Origin of the sequence: Borborobacter arsenicus, assembly GCF_003934165.1 — a bacterium.
In the GTDB taxonomy this organism is placed as follows: domain Bacteria; phylum Pseudomonadota; class Alphaproteobacteria; order Rhizobiales; family Rhizobiaceae; genus Pseudaminobacter; species Pseudaminobacter arsenicus.
The window spans coordinates 51511-71030 of the sequence record NZ_ML133511.1; the positions used below are offsets into that span (position 1 = coordinate 51511).

At 61.8% G+C, this 19520-nt stretch carries 28 protein-coding genes; 8 read left to right on the forward strand and 20 right to left on the reverse strand.

Annotation, left to right across the window (positions count from 1 at the left end):
* Positions 1-3: 3 nt before the first annotated feature.
* From EET67_RS05065 to EET67_RS05130, 14 genes are all read right to left on the reverse strand, one after another.
* Positions 4-588, reverse strand: a complete 585-nt coding sequence (locus tag EET67_RS05065; RefSeq protein ID WP_128625142.1) for a phage tail tape measure protein — start codon at positions 586-588, stop codon at positions 4-6.
* An 11-nt stretch (positions 589-599) separates the two neighbouring features.
* Positions 600-758 (reverse strand): phage tail assembly chaperone, encoded by a 159-nt coding sequence (locus tag EET67_RS05070; RefSeq protein ID WP_128625143.1) that lies wholly within the window; start codon positions 756-758, stop codon positions 600-602.
* Between the two features lie 44 nt (positions 759-802).
* Positions 803-1141: a gene transfer agent family protein gene (locus tag EET67_RS05075; protein ID WP_128625144.1), complete on the reverse strand. Its 339-nt coding sequence runs from the start codon at positions 1139-1141 to the stop codon at positions 803-805.
* Positions 1138-1554: a phage major tail protein, TP901-1 family gene (locus EET67_RS05080; RefSeq protein WP_128625145.1), complete on the reverse strand. Its 417-nt coding sequence runs from the start codon at positions 1552-1554 to the stop codon at positions 1138-1140. The genes EET67_RS05075 and EET67_RS05080 overlap by 4 nt, the downstream gene beginning before the upstream one ends.
* 43 nt (positions 1555-1597) lie before the next feature.
* The gene (locus EET67_RS05085) at positions 1598-2008 is read right to left on the reverse strand and encodes a DUF3168 domain-containing protein (RefSeq protein ID WP_128625146.1); all 411 of its coding nucleotides are present in this window, start codon (positions 2006-2008) and stop codon (positions 1598-1600) included.
* Positions 1989-2177, reverse strand: a complete 189-nt coding sequence (locus tag EET67_RS05090; RefSeq protein WP_128625147.1) for a hypothetical protein — start codon at positions 2175-2177, stop codon at positions 1989-1991. The genes EET67_RS05085 and EET67_RS05090 overlap by 20 nt, the downstream gene beginning before the upstream one ends.
* Positions 2174-2509, reverse strand: a complete 336-nt coding sequence (locus tag EET67_RS05095; RefSeq protein ID WP_245450735.1) for a phage head closure protein — start codon at positions 2507-2509, stop codon at positions 2174-2176. Before EET67_RS05095 ends, EET67_RS05090 begins: the two co-directional genes overlap by 4 nt.
* A complete protein-coding gene (locus EET67_RS05100) occupies positions 2509-3078 on the reverse strand; it encodes a head-tail connector protein (protein WP_128625149.1) in 570 nt (189 codons plus the stop codon). The genes EET67_RS05095 and EET67_RS05100 overlap by 1 nt, the downstream gene beginning before the upstream one ends.
* 122 nt (positions 3079-3200) lie before the next feature.
* On the reverse strand, positions 3201-4451 hold the full coding sequence (locus EET67_RS05105) for a phage major capsid protein (RefSeq protein ID WP_128625150.1): 1251 nt from the start codon (positions 4449-4451) through the stop codon (positions 3201-3203).
* On the reverse strand, positions 4448-5137 hold the full coding sequence (locus EET67_RS05110; protein WP_128625151.1) for an HK97 family phage prohead protease: 690 nt from the start codon (positions 5135-5137) through the stop codon (positions 4448-4450). The genes EET67_RS05105 and EET67_RS05110 overlap by 4 nt, the downstream gene beginning before the upstream one ends.
* Positions 5127-5483, reverse strand: a complete 357-nt coding sequence (locus EET67_RS05115; protein ID WP_128625152.1) for a DUF6107 family protein — start codon at positions 5481-5483, stop codon at positions 5127-5129. The genes EET67_RS05110 and EET67_RS05115 overlap by 11 nt, the downstream gene beginning before the upstream one ends.
* A gap of 29 nt (positions 5484-5512) precedes the next feature.
* Entirely contained in the window at positions 5513-6691 is a 1179-nt protein-coding gene (locus tag EET67_RS05120) for a phage portal protein (RefSeq protein WP_128625153.1), read from the reverse strand.
* A 65-nt stretch (positions 6692-6756) separates the two neighbouring features.
* The gene (locus EET67_RS05125) at positions 6757-8037 is read right to left on the reverse strand and encodes a DNA-packaging protein (RefSeq protein WP_128625154.1); all 1281 of its coding nucleotides are present in this window, start codon (positions 8035-8037) and stop codon (positions 6757-6759) included.
* Positions 8000-8467 (reverse strand): hypothetical protein, encoded by a 468-nt coding sequence (locus EET67_RS05130; protein ID WP_128625155.1) that lies wholly within the window; start codon positions 8465-8467, stop codon positions 8000-8002. The genes EET67_RS05125 and EET67_RS05130 overlap by 38 nt, the downstream gene beginning before the upstream one ends.
* A 291-nt stretch (positions 8468-8758) precedes the next feature.
* On the opposite strand from EET67_RS05130, the gene EET67_RS05135 reads away from it, so the two are divergent.
* From EET67_RS05135 to EET67_RS05145, 3 genes are all read left to right on the forward strand, one after another.
* Positions 8759-10912, forward strand: coding sequence for a transglycosylase domain-containing protein (locus EET67_RS05135; RefSeq protein WP_128625156.1), 2154 nt, complete (start codon positions 8759-8761; stop codon positions 10910-10912).
* 99 nt (positions 10913-11011) lie between these two features.
* The gene (locus EET67_RS05140) at positions 11012-11596 is read left to right on the forward strand and encodes a DUF1214 domain-containing protein (protein WP_128625298.1); all 585 of its coding nucleotides are present in this window, start codon (positions 11012-11014) and stop codon (positions 11594-11596) included.
* Positions 11589-12131, forward strand: a complete 543-nt coding sequence (locus EET67_RS05145; protein ID WP_128625157.1) for a DUF1254 domain-containing protein — start codon at positions 11589-11591, stop codon at positions 12129-12131. The genes EET67_RS05140 and EET67_RS05145 overlap by 8 nt, the downstream gene beginning before the upstream one ends.
* A gap of 6 nt (positions 12132-12137) precedes the next feature.
* Here EET67_RS05145 and EET67_RS05150 read toward each other — a convergent pair whose 3' ends face one another.
* Positions 12138-12332 carry a hypothetical protein gene (locus EET67_RS05150; protein ID WP_128625158.1) on the reverse strand — a complete coding sequence of 65 codons (195 nt, stop codon included), beginning with the start codon at positions 12330-12332 and terminating at the stop codon, positions 12138-12140.
* 186 nt (positions 12333-12518) lie between these two features.
* Between EET67_RS05150 and EET67_RS05155 the strand changes: the two genes are divergently transcribed.
* Entirely contained in the window at positions 12519-13490 is a 972-nt protein-coding gene (locus EET67_RS05155; RefSeq protein ID WP_128625159.1) for a DUF2336 domain-containing protein, read from the forward strand.
* Here the strand turns inward: EET67_RS05155 and EET67_RS05160 are convergent.
* The 3 genes from EET67_RS05160 to EET67_RS05170 are packed head-to-tail and all read right to left on the reverse strand — an operon-like array spanning position 13477 to position 16344.
* Positions 13477-13824: a DUF1491 family protein gene (locus EET67_RS05160; protein ID WP_128625160.1), complete on the reverse strand. Its 348-nt coding sequence runs from the start codon at positions 13822-13824 to the stop codon at positions 13477-13479. The genes EET67_RS05155 and EET67_RS05160 overlap by 14 nt on opposite strands.
* 50 nt (positions 13825-13874) lie before the next feature.
* Positions 13875-14648: a peptidoglycan-binding domain-containing protein gene (locus tag EET67_RS05165; protein ID WP_128625161.1), complete on the reverse strand. Its 774-nt coding sequence runs from the start codon at positions 14646-14648 to the stop codon at positions 13875-13877.
* Positions 14623-16344 carry a PAS domain-containing sensor histidine kinase gene (locus EET67_RS05170; RefSeq protein WP_342634649.1) on the reverse strand — a complete coding sequence of 574 codons (1722 nt, stop codon included), beginning with the start codon at positions 16342-16344 and terminating at the stop codon, positions 14623-14625. The genes EET67_RS05165 and EET67_RS05170 overlap by 26 nt, the downstream gene beginning before the upstream one ends.
* Positions 16345-16660: 316 nt before the next feature.
* Between EET67_RS05170 and EET67_RS25545 the strand changes: the two genes are divergently transcribed.
* The 3 genes from EET67_RS25545 to EET67_RS05180 all read left to right on the forward strand — a co-directional run bounded on the left by EET67_RS25545 (position 16661) and on the right by EET67_RS05180 (position 17710).
* On the forward strand, positions 16661-16810 hold the full coding sequence (locus EET67_RS25545) for a hypothetical protein (protein WP_165899790.1): 150 nt from the start codon (positions 16661-16663) through the stop codon (positions 16808-16810).
* Between the two features lie 77 nt (positions 16811-16887).
* Positions 16888-17202: a DUF5330 domain-containing protein gene (locus tag EET67_RS05175; RefSeq protein WP_128625299.1), complete on the forward strand. Its 315-nt coding sequence runs from the start codon at positions 16888-16890 to the stop codon at positions 17200-17202.
* A gap of 82 nt (positions 17203-17284) precedes the next feature.
* On the forward strand, positions 17285-17710 hold the full coding sequence (locus EET67_RS05180) for a SufE family protein (protein WP_128625163.1): 426 nt from the start codon (positions 17285-17287) through the stop codon (positions 17708-17710).
* A gap of 12 nt (positions 17711-17722) precedes the next feature.
* On the opposite strand, the gene EET67_RS05185 is transcribed toward EET67_RS05180, so the two are convergent.
* The gene (locus EET67_RS05185) at positions 17723-18532 is read right to left on the reverse strand and encodes a DUF6456 domain-containing protein (RefSeq protein ID WP_128625164.1); all 810 of its coding nucleotides are present in this window, start codon (positions 18530-18532) and stop codon (positions 17723-17725) included.
* Between the two features lies 1 nt (position 18533).
* On the reverse strand, positions 18534-18944 hold the full coding sequence (locus tag EET67_RS05190; RefSeq protein WP_128625300.1) for a helix-turn-helix domain-containing protein: 411 nt from the start codon (positions 18942-18944) through the stop codon (positions 18534-18536).
* A 224-nt stretch (positions 18945-19168) separates the two neighbouring features.
* On the opposite strand from EET67_RS05190, the gene EET67_RS25980 reads away from it, so the two are divergent.
* Positions 19169-19519, forward strand: coding sequence for a cytoplasmic protein (locus EET67_RS25980; protein WP_245450736.1), 351 nt, complete (start codon positions 19169-19171; stop codon positions 19517-19519).
* The last annotated feature ends 1 nt before the right edge of the window (position 19520 follow it).

Genomic DNA, 19520 nt, shown 5'->3' on the forward strand with positions numbered 1-19520 from the left:
CCCTCAAAATGTCCTGCTGCCGCGCGAAACCGCGCGTGCCAGCATGCCGGTAATCTGTGCTTCGGATCTGCGGAAGGATTGCGCGTCCTGCGTGGTCACGTTGAAGACCACATTCACCGGCGCCCCGCCTGTTCCGGTTGCGGCGACGCCCAGCCTGCCATCGGCGGAGCGCTGCAGAGGGAGGATCGCTTCGGCGCCTGCTTCGCCGGCAAGACCTATGTTTCTTCCCAACGGAAAGTAGCTCGGGCTCGATATCACCCCACCACTGGCGAAAGGCACGACATTCGCGTTACGGACGGCCCCGCCTTTGGCAAAGGGCATCACTCCGGAAATACCGCCAAGCAATGCGGAAAACTGCGCACCTGCCAGCGTCTGCAGGGGCTTCAGCCCCTGTTCCAGCGCCAGACCTGCGAGGTTCAGCCCAACCCGCCGCAAAACATCATCGAGTTCCCTGCCATGGACGGCCGCACTCTTCAGCGCGCCGGTCAGTTGCACGCCGAACCGGTCGGACATTTTCTGCAGTCCTTCCAGTGCGCTCTGGAACGGTGCCGTGTCTGCGGTAATCGATACGGTGACATCTTCGGCCATCGTTTCTCCCATCAGTCAGGAAAGATGCGCATCAGTGCGCTCAACTCGGCGCGGCGAGGTGCTTGTCCGCCGTCACGCGGCAATACGCTCAGCGCTCGCTCCAATTCGCGCGGCGTCATTGCCCAGAATGCGGCCGGTGAAAGCCGCAGCAGACCGAATCCCATGGCCATCGCCTCATCCCAGGGAAACGCGTTTCGCTGGCCTGCCACGGCGTCTAAGGGTTTTCCGGGCCTTGCTCCCTTGCGGCGCCGAAGGTCGCAGCCTGCAGTTCCGAAACGATTGCGGCGAACCCCGCCGCGCCGTTCGGCGTGTGCATCTGGCCGACTTCCTCGTCGCTGATGTCTTGGCCGGCCCCTCGCAATCCGGCGCCCACGATGCGCATCATGTCGAGGGCCGACAGCCGTCCGCGCGAAAACCGCTCGACCAGCGCACCCAGATCGTCGGCGGCGTAAGTGGCTTCCAATTCAGCCAAGGCCCCCAGCGTCAGGCACAACCGCACCGTCTGGCCGTCGAGTTCGGCGGCGATTTCGCCGCGATGCCGATTTGCGGTCATAGCATCACCGTGAAGCTTATCGGCCCGGCGGATTCCAGCGCCATCTCGAATGTCACCTCGCCGTCATGGCTGCCCGAATATTCGAGCGCCGTGATCTGGAAAGCGCCTTCGACCGTGCCGAAATCCGGAACGATCAATTGCCAGTCGGCGATCGTGCCTGCAAAGAACCGAGTGCGGATTTCCGCATCGGATGACGCATCCTTGAAAATGCCCGATCCGTTGATCGAAGCACGCTGCACGCCGCTGCCGGCAAGCAATTCGCGCCACCTTCCGGCGGAATCGGCATCGGTCACGTCCACCGTCTCGCTGTTGAAGGCAATCCGTTTCGAACGCATTCCCGCTGCCGTGACGAAGCTGCCGGCACCACTGGTGTCGAGCTTCAAGAGCAGGTCCTTGCCCTTTTGTGCGACCATATCGGCCTCCTGATTTTGCGAATGTCTTGGAATTGGCCAGCCGTCAGGCAGCAGGCTCGGTCACGGCACGAAAGCGCAGCAGCCCATGATGGACCAAGAGGTTCTCGTCATATCTGCATTCGGCAAATTCGAGCCGCAGATTCACCAGATGATGCCCGTCAAGCGCAAGCCCGCTGTCATGCAGGCAAGTCTTGCAGGCTTCCATGATGTCGAGCGCTTCCTTCTTGCCCTTGCTTCTCGACCAGATGTGCAACGTGAAAAGCTGCTCAGTGCCGCTTTCGGTTCCCGTGCTCCAGTCGTAAAGGCTGGTCCGCCCGAAGGTGATGTAGGGGAAGGTCGCCTTCGGCGGCACCTGGTCGAAGATCTTTTCGCCGCCAAGCAGCGCAGTAAGCACGCCATCCTGCTTGAGGGCCGTGAAAATGGCTCTCTGCAACTCAACGGCCGGCGCGTTCATCGCTCTGCTCCCTGGCGCTTTTGTCCTTCTCGGCGCGAGCGTCCCGACCCGATCCCGGCATCGGGGCTCCCTTACGGTAATCGCGTTCGATGTCTTCCGCCAGATCATGCGCCTTCCAGCGCAGAGCGCGGATCAGCCCGTCAGCGGTCATCGTCATGGCCATCTTCATGCTCCGGTCTCCCTTACCCGGCACATGAGGTATCGCCCGGAATCGTCCGGATCATGCACCGTGATGATCTCGAAAACCCGATCCTGTCTGCGCAAACGCATCCCGCTCTCGACGCCGCTGCGATGCCGGATGGTGATGCGGTGCGTCGTGGTCTCCAATGGCTGGCCTGCACCGAACACGCTGGTGGCCGATACCGGCTCGATCATGCCGAAAACGGTGGCGATCTCGGTCCATGTTTCCTGGTAGCCGCCGATTTCGTCAGCCACCGGCACGCAGGCTTCCAGCGACAGTTCGTTGCGCAACCGGCCCGGATCGATGAACAGCGCCCGCATCACAGCCTCCGGTCACGATAGGAGGCGATCAGGCGCTCATATCCGGCGGGATAGGAAACCGGCTGCTGCGAGGGGGCGACACTGGCGCGGAATTCATACCAATGCGCCACCAGCATCACCACGGCGCGCCGAAGCAGGTCCGGCACGTCGGTGCCCGCCTCGCCGAAGCCGGCGGTAAAGTCGATCTCAATCCCGTTCATCGCGCGCAGCCGTCCGGGCCGGCGTTCGAAATGCAGACGCGCCGGCCGCGAAACGCTGTCGAGCAGATAATCGGACGGGTCCATGACGCTCGCCTCGCCCTCGCTGCCGAACAGCGTGACTGACAGAATTTCACGCACCGGATGGCGCATCAGCACGACGCGATCCTCGCGCGGCCAGTCGTCGCGCACCAGCCGCCAGCTCTGCTGGATCATGGCCACACCGGTAGCCCTTTCGACATCCTCGCGTGCCGCCCGGATAAGGCTGGTGAGCAGCTCGTCCTCGCTGTCATGCGCCAGCCGCAAATGGGTCTTCATCTCGACCAGCGTCACCGGCTCGTTGGCCGGATCGACCGTTCGCAAAAGCGTCATTCGAATACCCCTGTTGGAGATTTCTGAAAGAAAAGGCCCCGGCAAAGAGTCCCGGGGCCTTTCTGTGAGAGACCGTTCAATAACTCGCTCTGCCGCGTCAGATGGCCGGCAAGGTAGAGTCTCTAGGCGGTGCCGTATTTCAAGAGCTTGATCGCCTCGAAATCCTGGACCCCGCCGCCGACGCGCTTGGTGGTGTAGAACAGCACATAGGGCTTGGCCGAATAGGGGTCGCGCAGCACCCGCACGCCGGTGCGGTCGACCACCAGATAGCCGCGACCGAAGTCGCCAAAGGCGATCGGCGTGGTATCGGCGCCGCCATCGGGCATGTCCTCGGCCTCCACCAGCGGGAACCCCATCAGCATTGCGCGCTGGCCGGGGGCCGCCGGCGGCTGCCACATATAGTTCCCATCCGCATCCTTCAGCTTGCGGATCGAGGCCTGGGTCTTGCGGTTCATCACCCAGTTCGCGTTCTGGCGATAGCCGGCCTTCAGCGCATAGATCGTGTCGATCAATATGTCCGAAGGGGCGGTATCGGGCAGCGCATCGGCCTTGCCGGTCACTTTATAGCCGATCTTCTCCCAGACCCAATTCGCGTCGGCGACCTGCGTATAATCGAGGAAGCCCTTGGGCTTGTTCACCCCGTCGCCGCTGACGAATGCCGCACCTTCCTGCTCGGCAAACGCAACTTCCACCTCGCTGGAAATCCACTGATCCAGATCGACCACGGAATCCTCCAGTAGCGTCTGCGTCGCCGCCGGCATGGCGTAGAGTTCCATGGTCGGAAACTGCAGTTCGGCCAGCGTAGGCGTTGCCGTTTGCGGGCGTGCCGCAGTCTCGCCGACCCAGCCAACCGCCGGCCCGGAGATAGCGAACGGCTTCTTCAGCACCGAGGCCGAAACCTGCCTTACCGACGCAATCGAACGGATCGGCGACAGGGCTGTCAGCCGCTTGCCGATCTCGGCTTCGGTCTCGTCCGGTACGAGGTAGCCGCCGTCCTGGCCTGAGCCGTAAGACATCGCCTTCGTATCGAGTGCCCGCAAATGCCGATCGTCGCCATTGCGGATATAGGCTTCGAAAGCGCTCTTGTGCTCGCTACGCTGTACGGTAGCGCCTTCCCGGCCAAGTACCGGGCGGACCTTTTTCAGGGAAAGATTGTCGAGCGCCCGCTTCTGCTCGTCGAGCGCCTTGGAAATGCGGTCCACCTTTTCCACGGTCACCACATCGGCGCTGCGGCGCTCGATTTGCGCCAGCCTTTCGTCGTTGCTGTCCTTGAAAGCCTCGAAGGTGGCCATGAATTCGCCGAAGGCATCCGCCAGGTCAGCCGGGTCGCCGGAGACGGATTTGATCTCCGGCGCGTTCAGTGCTTGCGTCATATCTGCTTCATCCTTGTTGATTGGATCATGCGGGTCGCCTGCCTTATGGTCGCGGCGAGGTTTCCCGGTGTGCCCGGCGCGGCATCCCGCTCTGCTGCCAGGCTGGCGAAGCCTTTGGCGATCACCGCCTTGGCCTCGCTTCGCGTCAGCCCCGCATCCCGCGTGAGCCAGCATTCGAATTCCCGTATCGTCGGCAGCCGCCTCGCCTTCACGGTCTCGACGCGCGCTTCGGGCAACATCGGAAAGGTGACGATTGAAATCTCCCAGAGATCGGCTTCCAGGATGCGGCGCGCACCTTTGGCGGCATCCTTTTGGGCACGGATGGTGCGAAAGCCGATCGACAATCCGTCCAACGCTCCGCCACGCATCAGGCTCAGCACTTCGCGCGCCCGCTCGACACCGGTGGCAAGGCGTCCGCGCACAAACAGGCCGCGAGCGTCTTCCTTCAATTGCGTCCAGGCGCCGATGGGCTGGTTGGGATCGTGCTGGAACAGCATGCGGATGCCTGCCGTTCCTCTTGTCCGCAAGGATTTGGCGAAAGCACCCGGCTCGACAATATCCTTTCCCATGTCCATGCGCCCGAACAGGCTGGCATAGCCGGAAAAGCTGCCGTCGCTTTCCACCGCATCGAGCGTCAGATCGACATGTTTGGTTTCGCATCGCCGCATGATGGCGTCAGCGCTCATCCGCATCCTCCTTAATCCGGTTTTTCTGAAGCAGCCGCCCCAGGCTGCCGTGCTGCAGGGTGCGGGCGGCAAAGCCCAGTGCCCACCAGGCGCACAGGCTGGCTACCGCCGAGCCCATCAGCACCAGTTCGCCCGGCCCGATCCTGTCCTGCAGTCCCAGTTCGTTGGCGATCTTCAGCCCAACGGTCCCGCCAAACACCATCCCGCACACCACGCCGACGGCGAAACGCGCCGCCGCCTCGCGCCGCCCATGCGGCAGGATATAGGCAAGCGAGATCGCCGAGCCGGCGACCGCGCCCGCCCCCTTGGCCAGCCACAGCCAGGCCGCTTCGGTCAGGTCAGTCATAGTCCTCGCTCCTTCTACAGAAACGCCGATCAGTCGAAACCGCGAGGCTGATAACCCACGGCCTCGCGCTTCTCGTCGTCGCTCAGGAATGATGCCGCCTCCACACGCGCCCACAGCGCATCGCGCTCGCCCGACAGGCCGTCCACTCGGTCGGCGTCGTACCAGAGCCGCAGGCTGCCGCCGAAAACCGGGCCAAGCCACGCCGACAGCTCCTTTGCGATACGGCCGACCAGCGGCAGGATCGTCAGCCGGTAGAAGGCGCGGTTGGCCTCCTGATAATTGGCATAGGTGTTGTCGCCGGGAATGCCGAGCAGCATTGGCGGCACGCCGAAGGCGAGCGCTATGTCGCGGCTGGCCGAATGCTTGGCCTCGATGAAATCCATGTCTTTCGGCGTCATGCCCATGGCTTTCCAGTCCAGCCCGCCCTCGAGCAGCAGCGGCCTTCCGGCACGGGTCGCGCCCGAATAGCCTTCCTCCAGTTCCGCCTTCAGCCGGTCGAACTGCTCGTCGGTCAGGTTGCCGCCCTCCTTCGGCGCATAGACCAGCGCGCCGGACGGTCGAGCCGAATTGTCGAGCAACGCCTTGTTCCAGCGTCCCGCCGCATTATGGGTATCGAGTGCCGTCAGTGCCGCTTCGAGCGGTGCAAAGCCATAATGATCGTCAAGCGGATGAAAAAGCGTCAGATGCAGCGCCCCGCCGCCTTCTGCCGCCAGCGGGGTTCGCCGCCGCGCGCTGCCTTCGCGATAGTCGAGCGCCGTCGGCCAGCCGGATGGATCGGTCACCACGCTCACCCGGTCCGGCCGCAAAAGATGCAGCTCCCGCGCACCTTCATTCGCCTCGATCATTTCGACATAGGCATTGCCGGCCAAAAGCAGATGGCCATAGAGCGTTTCCAGAAACGAAGCGCCTGCCTGCCGCTGGTTCGGCCGCTCTAGCAGTTGCAGCAGCGGGTGGTCCTCCAGTTCCGCCGCCCCTTCATAAAGCAGCCACGGCATCGCCGATGCCGTCTCGCAGATCAGCCGCACTGCGCGATGCACGATCGGGTTGCGCATATAGCCTTCGCGCGCCAGTGCCGCATAATCCCGCCGGGTCCAGCGCGCCTCGCCTTGCGCATGCAGCGCTACGAATCCGCTCGGCGCACCGCTCTTGTGCTCGGGCCGAGCTCCGCCGTTCCCCGCATTGCGAGGCCAAGGCCATTTCCAAGCCATCTGTCCATCCTGTGTGATTGAGATTTCCGGTGCACACGCACCGGCTCGGCGACGAGCCTCGTGCCTTATAGAAAGTCCCGGATGCGAGGAGTCGCCGCGCCTTCCTGCATCAGTTCGCTGATTGCCCAGACCAGCGCATCGACCCGGTCCGGCGACCGGTTGCTGGAAAGCCCATTGGGCCCGAAGTCGCACATTTCGTCTTCCAGTTCGGCGAAGCGCCCGGCATGTAACACCCTGCCCTGCTGGTAGAGTGCTGCGATCGGCTCGGCTCGCAGCCATTTCCCACGCCGGGCCCGTACCGCCCTCACCGGCACATTCGGATCGACTGTCCGGATCACCGCCGTCACCATGTCGCCGCCCTGGTTGACCTCGGCCACGATGCAATCCGCCTCGATCCGATGAAACAGCGCTACCGCCGCACCCGCCCAATCCTGCGGCTTGGCGGCACGAACTGTCGCGTCGGCTAGCACGATTGCCCGGCCGGTTTCGTCCAGCCCGGCAGCCACGATGCCACAGGCGTCCGATGTCTTTCGTGAACTTGCCGGCGGATCGACCGCGACCACGATGCGGCGCAGTTCCGGCACCTCTTCAATGAAGGCGTTTTCGAGGCCGTTGCGAGACCACAGCGCGTCCTCCCGGTCCTCGATCAATTCGCCGTCGAGTTCCTGCCGTCCCAGGCGCGTGCCGGCATAGCGCTTGCGCACCATGTCGAGAAACCCCGGCGCCAGATTACCGGCATTTTCGGCTGTCCGCATCCGCGTCACCGCCACCGCCGGATCGGCCAGAAGCCGCTTCAACAGCTTCATCGGCTTCGGCGTGGTGGTGATCAGTTGCCGCGGTTGCTCGCCCAACCGCAGGCCGAATTGCAGCATGTCGAAACAAGTCTCCGCATGTCTCCACTTTGCCAGTTCGTCGCACCAGGCCGCATCGAATTGCGGCCCGCGCAGGCTTTCCGGGTCCTCCGAGGAGAATATCTGCGCCACTGCGCCATTGTCCCAGACCAATCTGCGCCGGGTGGCCTCGAAACGCGGACGATCATGCCGGGAGATGGTGATGATCCCCGACGGGCCCTCGATCATCACCTCGCGCACATCGCCCAGCGTCTCGCCGATCAATGCGATGCGCCCATGCGCCCTGTCGGCGAAGGGCGAAAACCCCCGCACCAGGCTGTTTACCCATTCGGCGCCCAGCCGCGTCTTTCCCGCACCGCGTCCGCCGATGACCAGCCAGGTCTGTGGCGGTGTCCCCAGCAGATATTGCTCTATCCGCGCCTCGGTGAACCATTCTCGCTCGATCAGCGAAACCGCGTCAGCCTTCAGATTTTGTCTTGCCCAGTTGCCTTGCATATCCCTTGGCGAGTTCGACAATTCGCTGGTCGATCCGTTTGAGTGCTTCGGCCATGTCTGCATCTCGTTTCGTCTGGTCTTCCTTGGCTTCACCGCCACTGGGCATGATTTCGATGATTTTCTCGAGGGTCCGCGTCAGCACCGAAATCGTGTCGATGCGCGCCTTGTCCAAAGCCAGCGGCTCCCCGTCTTCACCTATGGCAAGCGTCTGCACCTGGGCGATCAGGCTCTCCGCCACCTTTCTCAACGGCGTTTTGATGTCCGGTTGCCGCCCCGCCACGCGCCAGGGCACCCATTTTTCTCGTGCTGCGCGACGCTGGATCGAACGCACTGACCATCCGGTGATAAGCGCCAGTTGTTCGAAATCCAGCCCTGCACTTTCATGTGCAGCGCGGATCGCCACCCACCGCTCAACGGCGCGTGCTATCATGGAAATTTCTCCGGGATTTGAGCTGTTCGGAAGAAAAGGCTGTTAGCTCTCGGTGCTGTGGCTATCGAAGCGGCCCTGCACCCGCACTTTTCCGACGATAGCCAGACACTATCAGAACACCGTTACGGTGTCAAGAATATATTCCTATTTTTATTCCACATTGCTCAATGCCGGTGAAAGTTTGGATTTCGCTTGCCGCATCCGCTAAGATTGAGTTCAAGGCAGAAACGAAGGCAGCATCCAGCCTCCCGCAAATACCCCAAGTTCTCGCGCAACAGCCGGATCCCCAGAATGGAAGACCCCTTCGAGCCGCGAAAATCGAAAAGTCCGAAGGCTGGCAAGCTGCTCGCCATCGATGCCTGGATCGATTCGTCGCTTTATGAAGCAGGGTTCAAGGCGCGCGAGACCTGGGAAACGCTGACCATCTTCTTTCGGCGCTTCCGGGTCAGCGGCTGGCGGCGCGCTATCATCGAGGTGCTGAGCGAGGGTTTCACCATGGGGGCGGCCGGTTCGGTCGTCATGCTGGCGCTTGCCCTGCCGGCATTCGATGAAACCGTTGGGAACTGGCGCCAGCAGGACGATTTCGCCGTCACCTTCCTCGACCGTTACGGCAACGAGATCGGTCAACGCGGCATCATCCAGCGCGATTCCGTGCCGATCGACGAAATGCCCGATCATGTCATCAAGGCCGTGCTCGCGACCGAAGACCGCCGCTTCTTCGAACATTACGGCATCGATTTCCTTGGCCTGGTCCGAGCGATGTCGGAAAATGTGCGGGCAAACTCGGTCGTCCAGGGCGGATCGAGCATCACCCAGCAGCTCGCCAAGAACCTGTTCCTCTCCAATGAGCGCACCGTCGAGCGCAAGGTCAAGGAAGCGTTCCTCGCCGTATGGCTGGAAATGAACCTGTCCAAGTCCGAAATCCTGCAACTCTATCTCGACCGCGCCTATATGGGCGGCGGCACATTCGGCATCGCGGCGGCCGCCGATTTCTATTTCGGCAAGCAGGTCAAGGACCTCAACCTCGCGGAAGCCGCCATGCTCGCCGGCCTGTTCAAGGCACCAGCAAAATATGCGCCGCATATCAACCTGCCGGCCGCGCGTGCCCGCGCCAATGTCGTTTTGACCAACCTCGTGCAAGGCGGCTTCATGACCGAAGGCCAAGTGCTGTCGGCCCGGCTCCACCCTGCCGACATCGTCGACCGGGAAGATCGCAAAAGCCCGGACTATTTTCTCGACTGGGCCTTCGAGGAGGTCAAGCGCGTCGCCGCCGCATCGGGCATCCACTCCATGGTGGCGCGCACCACCATCGATATGAACATCCAGCAGGCAGCCGAGGAATCGCTCGAATTCCACCTGCGCCAGCATGGCAAGGAATATCGCGTCACAGAAGGCGCCATCGTCGTTCTCGAGACCAATGGTGCGGTCCGTGCCATCGTTGGCGGACGTGACTATGGCGCCAGCCAGTTCAACCGCGCCACGCGGGCGCTGCGCCAGGCCGGCTCATCGTTCAAGCCCTATGTCTACGCAACCGCGATGGAGCACGGCTTCACACCTGAGTCAGTCATATCCGACGGCCCGATCAGTTGGGGCAACTGGTCGCCGAAGAATTACGGCCGCAGCTATTCCGGCCGCACCACGCTTGCGATGGCGCTGATAAAATCGATCAATACCGTTCCGGTCAGGCTGGCCAAGGACCATCTGACCACTGCGCCGATCAAGGCCATGGCAGAGGCCATGGGCGTCGAATCACCGCTGGAATCGCACAAGACCATGGTGCTCGGCACGTCGGGCATGACCGTCATGGACCAGGCGACCGGCTACAATGTCTTCGCCAATGGCGGCTTTGCCGGTACGCGCCATGGCATCCAACAGATTTTGAGCCATTCGGGCAAAGTCATCTACGACTACGATCGGGATGCGCCAAAGCCGAAGCGGGTTCTGTCCGAGCAGGCGCTGTCGGCGATGAACTCCATTCTCGTGCAGATTCCCGAAATCGGCACGGCACGCCGCTCGGCCCTTCTCGGCATCCGTTCAGCCGGCAAGACCGGCACGACGCAATCCTACCGCGACGCATGGTATGTGGGCTTTACAGGAAACTACACGGCAGCCGTGTGGCTGGGAAACGACGACTTCACCGCAACTCGCGAGATGACCGGCGGCTCTCTGCCCGCCATGATCTGGCAGCGGCTTATGACCTATGCGCACCAGAATATCGACATCAAGCCCATCCCCGGAATCAAGGACCCCTTCGTGGATGCCAAGACCGTCGCCGAAGCAGCCAAAACCGAAAAGAAAGACAGCGAGGAAACCGTCCAGGCCGTCGAGCGGCCGCCGGTCTTGTCCAGCACCACGACACGGCTGCTGCGCCAGATGACCGATCTGTTCAGCACCGCCCCCGCCTTGCAGACGCCGCAGGAACCGGAAAAGCTCTCTGCCCTCTGAGGGCATATGCTTCTACGGCCAACACCCGGCAGGCATTCTGCGGCTTGCATTGACCGCCACGGACAGGATACTGCCGTGCATCCCTCTTTTCGGCCCTTCATGTTCAGAACCGTTCTCTTCACCGCCCTGGTCCTGGTCATCGCCATCGGCGGCGGTGCATCCAGCGTGTGGTATGCTCTCGACCGGCAGGATGGCATCGACGCTGTCTCCATCGGCGGCTGGACCGCCTTTCCCGACATCGGCACGCCGGACGCCGATCCTTACTCGCAGGCAAGAACGGCACGCCAAGGCATCCTGACGCTCGGCCGCGCGGAAGGCATATCCTTCATCGCCCAACATGACAGTTCCGGCGACGGGTTGCGCCAGGGTTGCAGCTACAGGATCGAGGGCATTATCCCGCCTGCCCGCTTTTGGACGCTTTATGCCGCGGATGAAACGCTGTCGGCCTTGCCCACGCAGACCCGCCGCCCCTTTGCCCTCCACTCCTACGAGGTGCTGCGCGGGCCCGAAAACACGGTCACGATCGCGGTTGGCCCGCATCCTGCGCCGGGCAACTGGCTGATGGTCAGGGGAGCCGGCGCCATGCTCCTCGTTCTGACCCTCTATGACACGAGCATTGCAAGCAGCACTGGCATCGCCGATGTCGATCTGCCGCTTGTGACGAAAGTGGCTTGCGATGCTTAGGCTTTTACACGCCACCGTCCTGGGGCTGGTCGGCGCCGGCATCGTCCATGTCGCGGTCCTGCTGCTCGTGCCGCAATTTTCCGAGCGGGACGCCTGGTCACGCCTGGCAATGGCGGCCGATCTCTACAAGGTCGTTCGGTTCGACACCCAACGCGGCGAGGCAGCCGCGGTCAAATCGGGTGACCCGCTCTTTTATGCGGCCGCCTGCCGTTTCGATCTGAACGACGGTGTCGTCCATATAAGATCCGCCGGCCGCCCCCCGTTCTGGTCGGTTTCAGTCTACAATCGCGCCGGACAGAATATCTTCAGCTTCAACGATCGTGCAGCGACAGACGGCACTCTCGATTTCGTTGTCGCGACGCCGTCGCAGGTGGTGGAAATCCGCAAGGATGTGATCGACGACTACAAGAAATCGATCTTTGTCGAGACAGAATTGGCCGAAGGCATCATCGTAGTGCGCAGCTTTGTTCCAGACGACAGCTGGGATCAAGCCGTTTCAGGCTTTCTCGATACGATGTCCTGTACCTCACGCTGACGGCCCTCACCGCAGGGGCGCAGGTTCCTTCTGCCGTTGCCCGACATGGCCGGTGATCGTGGTGACCCCCGTCGCTTCGATCATCGCCCGACGCTCGTAGCGAACCCCTGGAAAAATAATTACCGATGCAGCCGATCCCGCCGGCTGCCGGCTTTGGCCCGTTGCCGCCTTCCGCGGCACGAAAGACAGTATGCTGCCCATGACACGCGCTCCTCTCGGTCTGGCCGGAGTAACAACGCAACGCCTCCGCCTTCGATAAGGCCAGCAGAGAGTTAACAGTCCGCTAACAGATCATGGCTAAATTTAGCTTTACTCCGAGGCATCGGCCAATTCACCATCCTGCTGCCATGCCTCGGAATTGTGCAGTTCGGGTCAGGCGTCGCATTCGTGTCATCTTCAGAATTCAGGCAACTCGCGATGAAGGGCGAAGCTGGAAAGGCCGAACGGCTTTTCCGGGCAGCGGTTTCGGCCTTCTGTTCGCTGACGCGCCCTTCGCGGCGGGAAATTGCCCAATTCGAAGATCTGGCGGTGCCGCTTTTTGACATGGTCTCGCTCGAAGCGCGCCGTTTCGCCGCCGCGGCACTTTCAGAATGCGAATACGCGCCGATCGCGCTGGTTCGCCTGCTAGGCAATCAGCCGGTGGATGTGGCCGCGCCGCTCATCATCCGCTCCCCCGTTCTCAGGGATATCGATCTCATCGCCTTGATCGGGCGCCACGGACTGGCGCATGCCCGCGTCATTGCCCGCCGCGCAAATCTCAACCCTGCGATCTCCGACCTGATCAGGGCGCTGGAGAACCCCAAGCTCGTCCGGCTGCCCATATCGAATATCAGGCCCCAACAGGCCGATCAGGCCCTGGAAGAAGCCGGCGACGACAGCACCGGGAACAGCGCTCGCCCGCTTCCCGGCACATCGGCAGAAAATGCGCGCCGGCGCTTGCGGTCCATGATGGTTTCATCCTCCCCCGCCGACCAGAGGGTCCAGAAGCCGCATCCTGTCTCTTCCTATGTCAGCCTTCGCGATGCTGCCCTTTCGGGCGATGCAGGCAGTTTCGCCGGCGCACTTGCCAAGGCGATCGGCATTGCCGCGCCTGCGGGACCCGCGCTTGCCGAAGCCTCCGGCTCTTCGTCACTGATGGCCCTGTTGCGCTATCTCTATTTGACTGAAGAGCGCGCTTTCCTCGTCATGGCGGCCGCCTTTCCCGGGCGCTTTTCTCACGTGGACGCAATCAGAGGGTTCATCGAAGATTATCGCAGGATCGATCCCGCCAAGGCGGAGGCAGTCGTCAGCCAGTGGAAGTCACGACAACCGTCCAGTCCGGTGGAAGCGAAATCGCCCTTCCGGCTCAGGGCTTCGTGATAGAAATCAACGCCTCGATCGGCGTCTGCCCAACCTCGATCTCAACGATCCAGATATCGGGGTCGAAGCGCTTTTCCCTTTCGAGGCGAGCTTCCAGCAGGTCGGCGCTCTCGCCGTCATTCAATCGCGAGAAATAGCGATCATCAGGTCTGGCCGATTCATAGCTGGTCTGCGGCGCGGGTCCAAATAACGCGACCTCGCCCAAGCGGTCGCGCGTCAGGATGAAGACCGCCCCCGCCTCCATTGCGCCGCGCTTGATGACTGCTGCAAATCCGCCGGCACCAAAAATCTGGCGCAGCAATGCCGAGACCCATAGATCAGTGGTTACACGCATGTTCGACCTGAAAAATTCATGACGTCACCAACCGCATCCACGGCGTTGGGTCAATTGGTCAGGCCGATCTCTTTCATTTTGGCATAGGTCGCCTGGTCGGGCTCACCGGTTTCCGGAAGGCCGAACAGCGATTGGAATTCCTTTACTGCGCTGCGGGTCCGCGCCCCGATGACACCGTCGATTTCGATGCCATCATTGCCGAACGCCCTCAACCCCGCCTGTATCCTGGCAACACGGTCCTTGACGTCCTCTGTCTGGATGGAGGCTGTCTGCGTCGGTTCATTCAGCGTAGCGCGTGGTGCCGGCATCGGCGCAATCCCCGCAGTGGCAGGGTTTGCGGCACCAAGCTGCCCCAGCAATTGCTCATCGATCCTGCCGGTGGGCGTCATGCCAAGCTTGCGCTGATAGGCTTCGATTGCCTTGACCGTATTCGGACCCGCCAATCCGTCTACTGCGCCGTCGTAGAACTTCAGATCCCTCAATATGCCCTGCACCTGCTCGATCACCGGATCGCCGGCGGGCCGGGTAGGCGCGGCTTCGGGCCGTTCGATGCGGATCGTGGTCTCAAATTCGCCGTTCTGCCCGGCATCCTCGGCAGCCAGGGGCCGGCTGAAATCCCTCGTGGCGAAAAAGGCGGAGGTATGCGCATGCGGCTGATACCACATGGCATTCGCTGATACGTAGAACAGCGCAACCAGGAAAGCCGTCGACCCGCCAACGGCGAGCGGGTTGCGCGAGATCATTGCGCCCACCGCCACGACACCCTCCTGCAGCAGGCCGGTTTTCGGCTGGGGCCGTCTAGCCTGCTTTGCGGAGCGCGCCATTATTATCCTCTTTCCTCTTGGCCGGCGGCATCGGCAGCAATGCGCCCTTCTCGCAGCCCTTCTGCGATGTCGGACCTGCAACCGGCAGGGTGATGGTCACCGTCGTCCCCTCACCCAAGGCACTTTCGATGGACATGGTGCCTTCATGCAGGCTCACCAGCCCCTTGACCAGAGCCAGCCCAAGGCCGGTTCCCTCGAACTGGCGCGTATAGTCATTCTGAACCTGGGTAAAGGGCTTGCCCAGCCGACAAAGGTCATCCTCGGCAATGCCGATACCGGTATCGCTCACCCAGAAATGCAGACGCGATCCGATCCGCTTGGCGCCGAGTGCCACGCTGCCGCCCTTCGGCGTGAACTTGATCGCATTGGAAACCAGATTGATCAGCATCTGTTGGACGGCCCGCTTGTCGGCCTGGATTTCCCCCGCCTCGGGCGCAATCTGCGTGGTCAGCGATATCGCCTTGTTTTCGGCCTGCAAGCTCATCATCTGTTCGCACATCCGGACCGCCTCGACAAACTGGAACGGTTCGGGATTGGTCGCATAGGCGCCAGATTCGATCTTGGACACGTCGAGGATCGAATTGACGACTTCGAGCAGATGGCGCCCGGAGTCACGCACCAGCGCCACATATTCCTTCTGCCTCGGATCGCCGAAGCTGCCGAACATCTCCAGCAGCAGCATGTCCGAAAATCCGATGATCGCATTGAGCGGCGTGCGCAACTCATGGCTTACCGCCGCTAGGAAGCGCCCTTTCGCGAGCTCCAGCGCCTCTGTCGCTTCCGCCGAGGCGACCAGCGCTTCGCGCAACTGCACGGCCTCGTCATTGTCGCGGATCAACGCGACAAACGCCTGCCCGGGAAGACCGCTGCTCATCAATTCGATGCAAAAAGGCCGGTAATTGTCGTTCGGCTGGTCATCCTGCATCCGTGGCAACCGCAGCCGCAGTTCCACCTTTCGGCGCGCGGCACCCTCGCGCAGGTCCGCCAGCGCACAAAGATAGGCCACGCGATCCGAGATATGGATGCGATCGAATAGGCCGGACCCCAGCATCAGTTCAGGGGCGATGCGCAGCATCGACCGCGCCTGCGCCGATACATCGGCAACCTCGCCATTCGGTGTCATGCGCACGACCACGGCCTCGATCATATCTTCCAACGCAGTGGGGCGCTGGTCAGGCTGCGTCGGCCTTGCCTGTCCGATCAGCCCGCCGATCCGCGGCAAAAGCGTCATGCCATAGGCGATCGGGAGGACCCAATGCCAGCCGGCAACGGGTCCTATCTGCGCAAACAGGATCGATCCAAGCAGTGCCTGCAGCGGTAGCACCGCCAGCGCGGCCGCCCCGCCCACCAGCAGGGACCGCGATGTGCGCTCGCGCAAATAGGCCTCGAGCGGCAGAGCCGCGATCATCACGCTCACCGGCGAGACGAACCCGCCGGCCGAGGCCACGATCATGGCAACGAACACTGTTCCAAGTGCCAGGGCCAGCGGGGCGGCAATCCGGTCGCTGCCGCTTGACGAGATCTGCAACACGAACAGCCATGCGAGGCTGAACAACCCGCAGATGAACGCAAGTGTCATCGACGCGCCCAGCAGCGCAGGGAGAAACAGGGCCGTGGCCGCGCCCATCAAAAACGGGCTTGCCAGAAGCATGCCGATCAAATGGCGCTGACGCTCGCGTTCGGCTTCGTCCGCCACTGCCGGATGCACCAATCGGTCACATGCAGAGGTCACAGCATCAAACACGTCGCTGGATCTGGTGGCAAACACACTCACACACGCACTCGCATTCTTGCCCGCCAGGCGGACGTCTCTGGTTGGCTCCGAAATTCGCATCCAGCATTTAAGGAAAGGATAAGGCGGGCACGATCAGCGCCTTATTGATGGCGATTATCGGTCGCCCAGCACGCCGAAGCACGGCCACTTGGTCACATAGTAAATGGAGGGTTAGCCAAGCGGCCCAGGGCGCGGGCAGCGACGGCAAAAGCGTTGGATTTCGTTCAAATGAAAATAAATGCAGGAAAACCAAGGGATTTTATCTTTAACCAAAGGTAAAATCATCGCTTGTCTGCCGAAAGAGCATCGGCGCCAACGTCGATTGATTAAAATTCTAGCAAAATTTTCTGAAAATGCTCCGTTGTTCCGCAAGCGCTCCTTTCCATGAACGTGTCATGCTGGCGCCAATAACCGAGGTCATGCGCAAAAAGAAGCATGACCCGCAATCGCAGAGGCAAGAAGAACATGGGCTTTCTCATTCGGATCGCGTTCTGGTTTTCCCTGGTGCTTCTGGCGCTTCCCTTTGACATGGGTGAAACCGCCGGCGACCAGCCCAGCGTCGGTGCGATACAGACCTTTCTTGCCGCTCGCGAGGCCGTGGGGGACCTGAGCGGCATCTGCGAGCGCAAGCCCGATGTCTGCGAGACCGGTAAAACGGCCTTGCACACGGTCGGCGTGCGGGCGCGTGAGGCAGCACGCATTACATTCGAGATGCTTGACAGCCAGTTCGGGCAGCCGGATACCGAAACCCGGACCGGAAGCATTCCCGCCGACAGTTGATTTCGTGCCGCTAAGCGCCACCGGAACGGCAGACCTTTGTTTTTTCCGTGACGCCGCCCCTTCCAGTCACTATATCGGGGCCATGTCAGCTACCATCGAAACGATCCGGGACGATTTCTCTTTCCTTGACGAGTGGGAGGATCGCTATCGTTACGTCATCGAACTGGGTGAAGCCCTGCCGCCTTTTCCCGATTCTGCCCGCGACGAGGCGCACAAAGTGCGCGGCTGCGTCAGCCAGGTCTGGCTGCTTACGGATCGGGATGAAGGTGAAAACCCGGTGATCCGCTTCCAGGGCGATTCGGACGCCCATATCGTTCGCGGCCTGGTCGCGATCATGCTGGCGCTGTTTTCCGGCCGGCGTGCCAGCGAAATCCTCGCCACCGACGCCGAGGAGGTTTTGCGCTCTCTGGGCCTCGATGAGCACCTCACCCCCCAGCGCGCCAACGGCCTGCGCTCCATGGTCAAGCGCATCAAGCAGGACGCCGAAACCGCGCTCCAGCCTGCCTGAAGACAATTATCGTCAACTGATTTTCGGACGATAATCCTCGCTTCCCCAATGCAGCAATGGCCGTGCGCCGGCATCACGCCGCGTGGCTTGCGGCCGGTAGTGACGGCTCAGCGCACCAAGTGCGGTCTTCAACACGATCTTGGCCGAACGAACCGGCCAGCCGCGCTCCCTCTCCACCAGTTCCAGGCCTTTCAGAAAACAGCATATATCGATCAGGACACCCGATAGTTCAGGGCCCACGGCGGCGATCGCGCGGTCCACCCGCATACGCGCGGAAAGCGCGCTGTCGGTCAGTTCAGCAATGCAATTGTCGGCCCCCCGCCGTCCCGATGCTACGCTGGCCGTCCAGTTCGCCCCAAGGCGCGGCATGATCTGCCCGCGCGTATAGTCGGCACGCAGGCGCTCGCCGGCCTCGAATTCGGCGCGCGACAAAAAAGGCGCACCGTGTTTCGTCTTGAAGCGCATCAATTGTGCAAGCGGAGACTCCGCCAGGTTGATCGTCGCCTCGCCGAACTCCCCATTCACCTCGACCGCTGCTGTGCCAAGCTCGCGTCGCGGCGCGCCAGGCAAGCTGACGTCCGGCCTTTCCGGGATCGAAGCGCATCTGCCTGGCGCCAATACGATCATGTCGCCGTCGCGCAAAACGGTGCCGGCCTTCACCATGCCTGTCAGCACACTATGGTCCACTGCAATCGCTTGTCCGTCCCGTCCTTCCAGAACGACCTTATCGGCCAAGGCCGCCTTGCGCGCAGCGGCTGGCCCTCCCGCCAATAGCCGCGTTATACGCTGCATGGATTTGGTCTTGTCGTGGCTGTCGGTCATGTCAAAGGCCCATCCGATCTCGGAACGCAGCCAGTGCCACGCGCTCCGTCATCATCACGACCTGTTCAAAATCCGCGTCCTCGCGCATGTCCTCGATGAGGTGGCAGGCATGGACGACCGTGGTGCGGTCGCGCCCGAAGCCGCGCCCGACCTCCCGCATGCTCATCTGCAAAACCACATGAGTGACATACATCGCAATCTGGCGCACCCGCGCAACCTCCTGGCTGGTGCGCCCCGGCCGCCGCATCTCCTTGCTTGAAACATTGAACAGGGCCGCCACGATATCCATCATGCATTCGCATAATTCGACGGCGCGTTCGTCGCGTCGGCTGCTGGTCGAGGCCGAAGCAACAGGGATGGGCTCGGTTATTCTGTCGATTTCCGACAGCTTCTTTTTGGATGCCGTGGCCATGAGATGCACTGAACTTTCCCCTCACCATTTGTAGGAATATGTTCTTATATGTGCTTTCTCCGACCATGTGAACAAATAGGGTACAGAATCTTTTCTGTGGATTCACCAAACCATTGAAATCCCACAGCTTCTTCTGTTATCGCCAATAGATTCCGCCTGTCTTTATCCCCACCCTGCCGGCCTTGGAGACAATAAGCGTCACCACAGCAGGGGAATTTCCAGCCATGAACGATATCCGTGCGCAGGCCCGGTCATTCGGAGCGCAAAAATCAGCAGAGATTGAGAATGCGAGGCAGCTTGCCGCACTGCACCTGGCCTGCGGCATAGACCTTGCAGCGGCCCTTCAGGCCGGACCGGAACTGAAGCTCAAATTCATTCGCCGGATCGAACGTTCGATCGAACGCGAGCGGCTCAAAGGCTTTCGCCGGCACTGGAGCTACGATCTGAACCGGCATATCGCGCTGAAACAGGCGCTGGATCGTCTGATAAGTTCGGCGGAAGCGATCCACAGCCGCTTTGCGTCGGCAGCGAAAAGAACGCCAAAGCAAAACGGCGCCCGAAGGCGCCGTCGCTAAG